The sequence below is a fragment of the Halanaerobium sp. genome (assembly GCF_003070835.1).
In genome coordinates this window covers 1-3287 of record NZ_QBLR01000354.1, presented here as the reverse complement: position 1 = coordinate 3287, position 3287 = coordinate 1, and the positions used below count along the sequence as shown (strand labels likewise).

General features: G+C 35.7%; 2 protein-coding genes. Both read left to right on the top strand.

The window, feature by feature from the left end:
* The first annotated feature begins 533 nt into the window (after positions 1 to 533).
* A complete protein-coding gene (gene ltrA, locus CI949_RS18890) occupies positions 534 to 1949 on the top strand; it encodes a group II intron reverse transcriptase/maturase (RefSeq protein WP_089716163.1) in 1416 nt (471 codons plus the stop codon).
* 147 nt (positions 1950 to 2096) lie between these two features.
* Positions 2097 to 3287 (top strand): cache domain-containing protein (locus tag CI949_RS18885; RefSeq protein WP_290769272.1); only part of this gene is annotated, 1191 nt, incomplete at its 3' end.

Genomic DNA, 3287 nt, shown 5'->3' with positions numbered 1-3287 from the left:
TATTAAAATTTAATTTAGAGTTTAAGTTTTATGTGTAAATAACTAATTCATTTATTGTATATTTAATTTGTTTTATAAATTAAAGCCAGATATTCTTCATATCTGGCTTTAATTAGTTTGCCTGGCATGAATATTTGCTAATCAGTGCAAGTCTGATGTGGGGGTTGATAGTGCCAACCACTAGCTGAAGACAAGGGTGTCCATCGTGAGGTGGAATCTGAAGGGAGTTGGAGGCAAAACTTCGGTCTGAGGAATACGAACTGTATAAAAGGCACAATCCTGTGGATGAGTTTGCTAATCAAAACAAAGTCCAAAACTATTCAAGACAGGAAGTGTAAATACAGCAGATAGATGAAGTGAAAGTAAATATTCTTAACTAGGGAAGGTCTGACAGTAAATTGTGGTGATGAATTTCTAAACAATAAACTCTGCAGTAATGTAAGAGCTGAACTGTCAGAATGCAGCAGAAGTCATAGTAGATTGGTGGATATATACATCAATTGAAGGATGAAACATTAGGAGGTTTCTTAGATTTGAACAACTCGACGGAAACACATAGAAAGCAGACAACTTCATATGAAGACTGCTCTCAGGAGAGAAAGCTGGAAGCTGGAAGTAATGAGAGAGTGCAGAGTGTTTCTGCGGCGTTGCCGAACGTAAGAAACGGTGAAAATGCAGACTCCAGTAATCTGATGGAGAAAATTCTAGCGGCTCCAAACCTGAATAAGGCATATAAAAGAGTCGTTAAGAACAAAGGAAGTCATGGAATTGATGGGATGAGTGTAGATGAACTTCTACCCCATCTTGAAAGAAATGGTAGCCAACTTCTGAAAGATGTACTGGAGGGTAACTACAAACCACAGGCAGTAAGAAGGGTAGAAATACCTAAGCCTGGTGGTGGAGTAAGACTACTTGGTATTCCAACAGTAACAGATAGAATGATACAGCAGGCAATAACACAACAGCTGACACCAATATTTGACCCAGGATTTTCAGAATACAGTTATGGATTCAGACCTGGAAGAAGTGCACATCAGGCAGTAAATAAAGCTAAAGGATATATAAATGATGGTTATACATGGGTGGTCGATATCGACCTTGAAAAGTATTTTGATACTGTCCAACATGATAAACTAATGTCTTTAGTAGCCAGGAAAGTGCAGGATAAAAGGGTACTGAAACTAATAAGAGCCTATCTTAACTCAGGAGTAATGATTGATGGTTTAATCAAGAAAAAAGATGAAGGATGCCCGCAGGGCGGGCCTTTAAGTCCGTTGCTTAGCAACATTATGCTGGATGAACTGGATAAAGAACTGGAGAAACGCAATCACAAATTCTGCCGTTACGCCGATGATAGTCAGATCTATGTCAAAAGCAGAAAAGCAGCCAAAAGAGTTATGGAGAGCTTGACGGTATTCATTGAAAAGAAACTAAAATTAAAAGTCAATACAATTAAAAGTGCAGTCGGCAGACCCTGGAGAAGAAAATTCTTAGGGTTTTCATTCTACAGTAGGAAAGGTGAAATAAGGGTTAGAATCCACCCGAAATCAATCAAGAAAATTAGAGCAAAGATAAAAGAACTCACATCAAGAAGCAAACCCTGGACAATGAAATATCGTTTTAAGAAATTAAAACAGACAATCACAGGCTGGGTCAGTTATTACAAAATAGCTGACATGAAAAGTAAGATGAGAGAGCTTGACCAGTGGGTAAGACGAAGAATAAGGATGTGTTACTGGAAAAGGTGGAAAAGAGTCAGAACTCGTTTTAGGATGCTCAGGAAATTTGGTATCAAAGAGCCTAAAGCGTGGGAATATGCTAATACAAGAAAAGGCTACTGGAGAATATCCAATAGCCCTATACTTGCAAGAACCTTTACCAACCAGTTTCTAAAGAAATTGGGATACTTTAGTTTTACGGAAAGATATGCACAAGTAATTAATTCTTAATGAACCGCCCAGTACCGAACGGTATGCTGTGGTGGTGTGAGAGGACGGGAAATAAATTAATTATTTTCCTCCTACTCGATTGTTATAGTAGATTGAATAATTAATGATTTTCTAAAAATTATTTCAAAAAAACAGGGGGGGAAGCAAGTGAAAAATATTTTACCTAACTTATCTTTGAGAAATTTATTACTTATTGTAATTAGTCTGAGTATGATAATTATTATTTCTAGTTTAAGCTATTTTATATATTCTAATATGTCAGCAGAAATAATAGACCAGGAAGAAGAGAAGCTTAATGGAATTGCTAAAACAATTGATACAAAATTAAATGATCTTTTAGAAGAGGGAGAAATAGCGGTTAAATTAATTGCAAAAAATACTGCGGTTCAGAGTGCTTTTGCTGATCGGGATCGAGAAATGTTAAGAAATATGCTGCTTAATTCTTATCAGGATATTAGTCAAGAAATGGCTCAGTTTCAATTTCATTTACCTGATTCAACTTCTTTTTTAAGATTACATAATCCGGACAAATATGGAGATGATCTTTCATCATTCCGTTTTACAGTTAATCAAGCTAATCAAGAACAAAAAATGATTAGTGGTATTGAAGAAGGACGTGGTGGTTATGGACTGAGAGTAGTTTCTCCAGTTGAATATCAGGGAAGACATTTGGGAACAGTAGAATTTGGATCTAGCCTGGGAGAAGGATTTTTAGGAGAAATAGAGGAAAACTTCAATGGAGATTATTATCTTTATTCGTTAGCAGATGATCAAAGTGTAGCCTGGGATGCAAATAGTTCTAACTGGATAGCCAGCACCACTGATAGTGATCCTTATCAAGTTAAATCTGAACTAATTTCAAAATTACAGGAAGGTGATACTATAATTGAAAGTAGAGGAGATAACAATCTACTTTTAATGCCTTTTGAAGATTATAGGGGTGAAGTAAGTGGATATTTTAAGGCTGTTTATGATCGCAGTCAGATTGTTAATGATTTAAATTCATTATTAAGAAATGTAATTATTTTTTCAATAATTGGAATTATAATTTCTTTAGTTATTACCTTTTTAGTAGCCAGGAAAATATTTAACCCTTTAAAAAAGTTTGAAGGGATGTTTGCATCTTTAGCACTGGGAAATCTAAATGTTTCTTATCCAATAAAAACAGTAAATTGTTCAGCGATTATGGATTGTGAAGAAGAAAGCTGTCCTGATTTTGAACGTGATGAAGTAACCTGCTGGTTTGATGTTGGATCTTATGCTCCAGAATTTGGCGAGGAAGTACACTGTCCGAAGATAAAAACTGGGGAATATAAAGACTGTACTGAGTGTAAGGTT